The organism is Devosia sp., assembly GCF_035944845.1.
Taxonomy (GTDB): Bacteria; Pseudomonadota; Alphaproteobacteria; order Rhizobiales; family Devosiaceae; genus Devosia_A.
Window position 1 is genome coordinate 98,729 of the sequence record NZ_DASZAW010000124.1, and the last position, 7,278, is coordinate 106,006.

Consider the following 7,278-nt stretch of genomic DNA (forward strand, 5'->3'; position numbering starts at 1 on the left):
ATATTTCAGGAGCGTCACCATGACCGATCGTTTGAAATCCCGCGCGCGCCCGACGCGCCGCCAGTCGTTCACCACCAAATATTCCGACCTGATGGCCGAGGGCTATTCGCGCCGCACCGTGCTGAAGGGGCTGCTTGCCGGCACGGCGCTCGCTACCGCCGGCCTCGGCTTCAGCCGCGCCGCTGCCGCCACCAACTCGCCCTCGAGCCTCACCTTCCCCGAGCTCGGCCGCGTCACCGACAAGACCGACCATTGGCCGGAAGGCTACTCGCGCCAGATTCTCCTCAAGTGGGGCGACAAGCTGTTCGCCGACAGCCCGGCCTTTGACGTGGGGAGCCTCGATGGCGCCGCCGCCGAAAAGCAGTTTGGCTACAACAACGACTTCACCGCATTCCTGTCGTTGCCGCAGGGCAGCCAATCGAACGATCACGGCCTGCTCGTCGTCAACCATGAGTATGCCACGCCCTACCTGATGTTCCCCGGCCTGACCGATGAGAATTACCGCGACAAGCTGACTGATGCGCAGATCCGCGCCGTCGCTGCTTCCACCGGCATCTCCGTCGTCGAGGTCAAAAAGACCGGCACCGAGTGGCAGGTCGTCACCGATGGCCAGTACAACCGCCGCGTCCATATGGGCACCGAGATGCGGCTCAGCGGTCCCGCCGCCGGCGACGATCGGCTGAAGACCAGCATCGACCCCACCGGCACCATCGTCTTCGGCTCGATCTCCAACTGCTCGGGCGGCATCACCCCCTGGGGCACCATGCTCTCGGGCGAAGAAGGCGGCATGGATATCTTTGCCGGCGACTACACGACGCTCCCCGACCAGGACCTGGTCGAGCGCCAGGGCTGGGACGAAGAGGAGAATGACGGCTACGCGCTGGGCCGGGTCGAGCCTCGCCTGAAGTTCGAGAACGAACCCAACGAGTGGCTGAAGTTCGACTGGGTGGTCGAGATCGACCCGTTCGATCCGACGGCAAAGCCGGTGAAGCGCACCGCGCTCGGCCGTTTCACGCACGAGGGCGCCCAGGTCGCGGTGGCCCCCGATGGCCGCGTCGTCCTCTACATGGGCGACGATGACGACTTCGAGTACCTCTACAAGTTCGTGACGTCCAAACCCTGGAATCCAACCGACCGCGCCGCCAATAAGGACCTGCTCGACGAGGGCACGCTCTACACCGCCCGCTTCGATGCCGACGGCAAGCTCAGCTGGCTGCCGCTGGTGCAGGGGCAGGGTCCGCTCACTCCCGAGAACGGCTTCAACACCCAGGCCGACGTGGTGCTGCGCACCCGCATGGCCGCCGACCTGCTCGGCGCCACCCCGATGGATGCGCCCGAGGGTTTTGTGCCGCACCCCAAGACCGGTCGGGTCTATATCGCCATGACCGAAAACGAGGATCGCCTGCCGGCCGGCGAAGGCGAGGCGGGCGAGCAGGTCAACGTCGCCAATACCCGCGCCCCCAACCCCGATGGGCACATCCTCGAGATCACTCCGCCGGGCGCTCCGGACGCTCCCGATCATGCCGCGACCGACTACACCTGGGATGCCTTCATTCTTTGCGGCGACCCCACCGATCCGGCCTCGCACGCCCTCTGCCACCCCGAAACCTCGGCCATTGGGTGGTTCACCGACCCCGACAACCTGTCGATCGATCCCGCCGGCCGCCTCTGGGTCACCACCGATGGCCCGCCCGATGCCGGGTTCAACGACGCGCTCTATGCCGTCGACACCGAAGGCGACGGCAAGGCGCTGCCGAAACTGTTCTACTCGCCGCCGGTCGGCTCGGAAGTCTGCTCGCCCGCCTTCACCCCTGATGGCAAGACCATGTTCCTCTCCATCCAGCACCCGGGCGAACTCCGCCTCGAGGACGGCGAGGATGCCACCTCGATCGCCGACGCCGGCACCAACTGGCCGGACTATGTCGACGGCCAGGGGCCGCGTCCGTCACTGGTGGTGATCAGCAAGGACGATGGCGGGGTGATCGGCAGCTGAGGGCGGCGTACTGAAGCGGGTGGCGTACTGAAACAGACTGCCCCCTCCCGGCCTCCCCCATAAAGGGGGAGGTGAAGAGTCGAGGCTCTGTCCTCTATCGTGCCAAACACACCGGCAGGGCACCTCCCCCTTTATGGGGGAGGATGGGAGGGGGCCGTCTCTCTCAGTCAGCAAAAACAAAAAAGGCGGGGATCGCTCCCCGCCTTCGTCACTCTCCGTGACCGCTGCTTACTTCAGCGCGTCGGTAATCACAGTGGTGTAGGCGCCTTCCGGGGCCTTGCTGATGATCTTCTGGTCGACCAGAGCCTTGATGGTGCGCTCATAGGCGGCCATGTCGAGCGCCGGGTCGGTGGCGTCGACGAGCTTCGAAACCTCGCCAACCATGTAGCGCTGGTGCTTCAGTTCGGCCGCGCCGGTATCGTCGGAGTCGACGACGATCTGCGCCGCCTCATCGGGGTTGTCGAGCGCGTACTGCCAGCCCTTCATCGAGGCCTTCACGAAGCGGGTATAGGCGTCGACCTTGGCCGCATCCTGCAGCGTCGGCTCCATGACGTAGAGGCCGTCCTCGAGCAGGTCGTTGCCCATCTCGGTATAGTTGAAGATGGTGAGGTTTTCCGGGCCATAGCCGGCGTCGAGCGCCTGGCCGTACTCGTTATAGGTCATCACCGAGATGCAGTCGGCCTGCTTCTGGATCATCGGCTGGATATCGAAGGATTGCTGCAGCACCTTCACGTCGCCGCCCTCGGCCGTCGACAGGCCTTCCTTGTTCATCCAGGCGAAGAACGGATATTCGTTGCCGAAGAACCAGACGCCCAGCGTCTTGCCCTTGAAATCGGCGACGGTGTTGATGTTGTTTTCCTTGGGGCAGATCAGCTCGAGGCCGGAGCGCTTGAACGGCTGCGCGATGTTGACCAGCGGCACGCCCTTGTCGCGGGCCGCGGCTGCGCCGCCCATCCAGTCGACGATGATGTCGGCGCCACCGCCGGCAATCACCTGCTCCGGCGCCACGTTCGGCCCGCCCGGCAGGATCGTTACGTCGAGCTTCTCGTCGGTGTAGTAGCCCTTCGCCTTGGCGACGATATAGCCGGCGAACTGCGCCTGCGTCACCCACTTCAGCTGCAGCGTCAGCTTGTCCTGCGCCATTGCGGTGGTCGCGGTAAGCGCCATCGCGCCCGCGGCCAATGCAAGAAGAAGTTTCTTCATTGTCGTTTCCCTTACCCCTGTTACGCCCGGCCACCACGGCCAGGCGGACGTTATGCCTGCCACCTCGGCCAGGCTGACTTTTGGTCCGCCCACCTCGGCCAGGCGGACTTCATGTCCGCCCACCTCGGACCGACGGATGCCAGAAGGTCACCGCGCGCTCGATGAGCGCGATGACCCCATAGAAGGCAGACCCTGCAACCGCCGCCACAGCGATTTCTGCCCAGACCAGGTCGATATTGAGCTTGCCGACCTCGGTCGATATCCGGAAGCCCATTCCCACGATGGGCGTCCCGAAGAATTCCGCCACGATTGCGCCGATCAGCGCCAGAGTCGAGTTGATCTTCAAGGCGTTGAAGATGAACGGCGCGGCGGCCGGAAGGCGCAGCTTGAACAGCGTCTCCCAGTAGTTTGCAGCATAGGTGCGCATCAGGTCGCGTTCGATCATTGACGAGGCGTTCAGCCCGGCGACGGTGTTCACCAGCATCGGGAAGAACGTCATCGCCACGACCACGGCGGCTTTGCTCGGCCAGTCGAACCCGAACCACATCACCATGATCGGCGCGATGCCGATGATCGGCAGCGCCGAGACGAAATTGCCGATCGGCAGCAGCCCGCGTTTGAGGAACGGCGAGCGGTCGACGAGGATCGCGACAATGAAACCAGAGCCACAGCCGAGCGCAAAGCCGGCCAGCACCGCCTTGAAGGTCTGGACGAAATCGGCCGCCAGCGTCGGCACCGAGGCGGTGAGCCGGGCCCAGATCATGCTCGGTGGCGGCAGCAGCACCTGCGGCACGTTCGCCCCACGGGTAATGGCTTCCCAGGCCACCAGCACCGCGACGCCGAACGCCACCGGCACCAGCCAGCCGAACAGCCTGTCATTGGCTTTGCCGCGGCGGATATCGGCGGAGAGCTGCTCGGCGAACAGCCAGCATAACAGCCAGCTGAGCACCAGCAGCGCCCAGAAGCCGGCGAGCGCACTATCCATCGGTTCGACCCAGACGATCAGCAGGACGCAGCCTGCTGCCGCCAGCGCGCCGATTGCCAGTGTCGGCGCGCGCAGCCGGAAGGCGCCGATCGCCAGCACCGTCGCAACGAGGAAGATCAGTGTCGGCACGCTGGTCCACGCGGCGACCGGTACACCGCCGAAATTGCCGGTCGGCAGCACCAGCGCCAGCAGGGCAAACAGCAGCGCCGCGACAGCGAGAATGCGTTGCAGCCGGCTCATGCCCGCACCCCCATCCGCCGGTTGGCAAGCTTTTCGCCCCAGCCCACGAGGATCACGAGGATCGCGGCGAGTGCCGCGGCGATGAACAAGGCCGCCCAGATCTGGATCGTCTGGCCGTTATAGGAACCGGTGAGCAACCGCACGCCGAGCCCGCCGCCGGCATTGTTGCTGAGTTCGCCCACCACGGCGCCGATCAGCGAAATGGCGATGCCGACCTTCATCGAGGCGAACAGAAACGGGATCGAAGCCGGCCAGCGGAGCTTCATGAAGACCTGCAGCGGCGAGGCATTGTAGGTGCGCATCAGGTCGAGCTGGATCGCTTCGGGCGTCCTCAACCCCTTCACCATGCCGACCACGACCGGGAAGAAGCTCAGATACATCGAGATCAGCGCCTTGGGCACCATGCCGGTGACGCCCACCGCCCCCAGCCCCACCACCACCATCGGTGCGATGGCGAGGATCGGCACCGTCTGGCTGGCGATGATCCATGGCATCAGCGAACGGTCGGAGGCGTTGTTGTGAACAATCGCCACCGCCAGCAGCACCCCCAGGAGCGTCCCCAAGGCAAAGCCGAGCAGCGTGGCGCCGAGCGTAATTCCGGCATGAAAGGCCAGCGAGCGGGGGGCCGTGATGGCGGCGCCGAACAGCCCGGTCCAGATCGCGCCCACCACCTGGTGTGGCGCCGGCAGTACCGGCTTGTCCTGCCCGAAGGTCTGGAGTGCGAACTCGGTAAAGGGAACGTCGGTCAGGTTGGCGCGTCCGTTCAGGGTGTTCTGCCATGGCGCATTCATCACAATCGCCATCGCGTACCAAAACAAGACGATTGCCAGCAGCACGATCAGCACCGGACCAGTCTTGCCCCCCATCAGCCCCCGCATCGGCTACTCCTCGTACGAGTGGCCGGCGCGCAGGCCGTCGCGGACACGCGCTGCGAGCTGCAGGAATTCCGGCGTCTCGCGGATTTCGAGCGGTCGTTCGCCACGGGGCAGGGTGCTGTCGATGATGTCGGTGACCCGGCCGGGCCGCGGGCTCATCACCACGATCTTGGTCGAGAGATACACCGCCTCGGGGATCGAATGGGTGACGAAGGCGATGGTCTTCCGCGTCGCCGCCCAGAGCTTCAGGAGCTCCGAGTTGAGATGGTCGCGGACGATCTCGTCGAGCGCCCCGAACGGTTCGTCCATCAGCAACAGGTCCGCATCGAACGCCAGGGCCCGGGCGATCGAAGCGCGCTGCTGCATGCCGCCACTGAGCTGCCAGGGAAACTTCTTTTCGAACCCCTCGAGGTTCACCAGCTCCAGCGACTTCCTGATCCGGGCCTTCCGGTCGGCATCGCCATACCCCATGATTTCGAGCGGCAGCGCCACATTGCTCTCGATCGAGCGCCACGGAAACAGCGCCGGCGCCTGGAACACGTAGCCATAGGAGCGGTTGACCCGGGCATCGGCCGGCGAGGTGCCGTTGACGGTGATGGTCCCCGAGGTCGGCTGCTCCAGGTCGGCGATCACCCTGAGGAAAGTGGTCTTGCCGCAGCCCGAGGGGCCGATGAAGGAAACGAACTCGCCTCGGCTGATGCTCAGGTTGACGTCCGACAGCGCCACCACGTCGCCATCACTCGTCTTGAAAGTCAGGCCGAGACCCTTGGCCTCGACCACGCTCTGCGATTTGCCCCCGTCAGTCGTCAAACCCTCAAACCCCCGTCGCCGGAATACCGGTGCGTTCCACCTTGCGCGGCGCCGTGATCTCTTTCCACGTCGAAAGCGCCCGGTTCACCGGGTTCTTCGCTTCTCGCGCCACGAACTCACCGTGCCCCTGTTCGGTGCTGATCGTGTCCTCGGTCACCGCCACCTGCCCACGCGTCAGCGTGAAGCGCGGCAGCCCTTCGACCTCGATGCCCTCGAACACATTGTAGTCGATCGCCGACTGTTGCTTTGCCGCGCTGATCGTTTTCTTGCGCTTGGGATCCCACACCACGAGGTCGGCATCCGCTCCGACGAGGATGGCGCCCTTCTTGGGATACATGTTGAGAATCTTGGCGATGTTGGTCGAGGTCACCGCGACGAACTCGTTCATCGTCAGCCGGCCGGTCTTGACGCCCTTGGTCCACAGCACCGGCATGCGGTCCTCGAGCCCGCCGGTACCGTTGGGGATCTTGGCGAAGTTGCCGATGCCGTTGCGCTTCTGCGCCGTGGTGAAGGCGCAGTGATCAGTCGCCACCACCTGCAGCGAGCCCGAGGCGAGCCCGGCCCACAGCGAATCCTGGTGCTGCTTGTTGCGGAATGGCGGGCTCATTACCCGGCGCGCCGCATAATCCCAGTCGCGGTTGAAATACTCGCTCTCGTCGAGCACCAGGTGCTGGATCAACGGCTCGCCATAGACACGTTTCCCCGCCTGCCGGGCCCGGCGGATCGCCTCATGCGCCTGTTCGCACGAGGTGTGGACGATATAGACCGGCACCCCTGCCATATCGGCGATCATGATCGCCCGGTTGGTCGCCTCGCCCTCCACCTCGGGCGGCCGCGAATAGGCATGCGCCTCCGGCCCGTTATTGCCCGCAGCGAGAAGCTTGGCCGTCATCTGCGCCACCACGTCGCCGTTCTCGGCATGAACGAGCGGCAGGGCGCCGAGGTCGGCGCAGCGCTGGAACGACGAGAACATCTCGTCGTCATCCACCATCAGGGCGCCCTTATAGGCCATGAAGTGCTTGAACGAGGTAATGCCGCGATCGACCACATCGGCCATCTCGTTGAACACCTGCTCGCCCCACCAGGTGATCGCCATGTGGAACGAGTAGTCGCAACTGGCCTTCGAGGTCTTGTTGTCCCACATCTGCAAGGCTTCGAGCAGCGACTGCTGC

At 64.9% G+C, this 7,278-nt stretch carries 6 protein-coding genes; 1 reads left to right on the forward strand and 5 read right to left on the reverse strand.

The window, feature by feature from the left end; genetic code table 11:
• Positions 1 to 19 precede the first annotated feature (19 nt).
• Complete coding sequence (locus VGV07_RS24740; RefSeq protein WP_326871396.1) at positions 20 to 1,993, forward strand: PhoX family phosphatase; 1,974 nt, start codon at positions 20 to 22, stop codon at positions 1,991 to 1,993.
• Positions 1,994 to 2,221: 228 nt separating this feature from the next.
• Here VGV07_RS24740 and VGV07_RS24745 read toward each other — a convergent pair whose 3' ends face one another.
• From VGV07_RS24745 to hydA, 5 genes are all read right to left on the reverse strand, one after another.
• On the reverse strand, positions 2,222 to 3,196 hold the full coding sequence (locus VGV07_RS24745) for an ABC transporter substrate-binding protein (protein ID WP_326871397.1): 975 nt from the start codon (positions 3,194 to 3,196) through the stop codon (positions 2,222 to 2,224).
• Positions 3,197 to 3,305: 109 nt separating this feature from the next.
• Positions 3,306 to 4,181, reverse strand: coding sequence for an ABC transporter permease (locus tag VGV07_RS24750; RefSeq protein ID WP_414649995.1), 876 nt, complete (start codon positions 4,179 to 4,181; stop codon positions 3,306 to 3,308).
• 236 nt (positions 4,182 to 4,417) lie between these two features.
• A complete protein-coding gene (locus tag VGV07_RS24755; RefSeq protein WP_326871399.1) occupies positions 4,418 to 5,299 on the reverse strand; it encodes an ABC transporter permease in 882 nt (293 codons plus the stop codon).
• A gap of 3 nt (positions 5,300 to 5,302) precedes the next feature.
• Positions 5,303 to 6,106: an ABC transporter ATP-binding protein gene (locus VGV07_RS24760; protein ID WP_326871400.1), complete on the reverse strand. Its 804-nt coding sequence runs from the start codon at positions 6,104 to 6,106 to the stop codon at positions 5,303 to 5,305.
• Positions 6,107 to 6,110: 4 nt separating this feature from the next.
• Positions 6,111 to 7,278: dihydropyrimidinase (hydA, locus tag VGV07_RS24765; RefSeq protein ID WP_326871401.1), on the reverse strand; the 1,168-nt coding region annotated here is incomplete at its 5' end.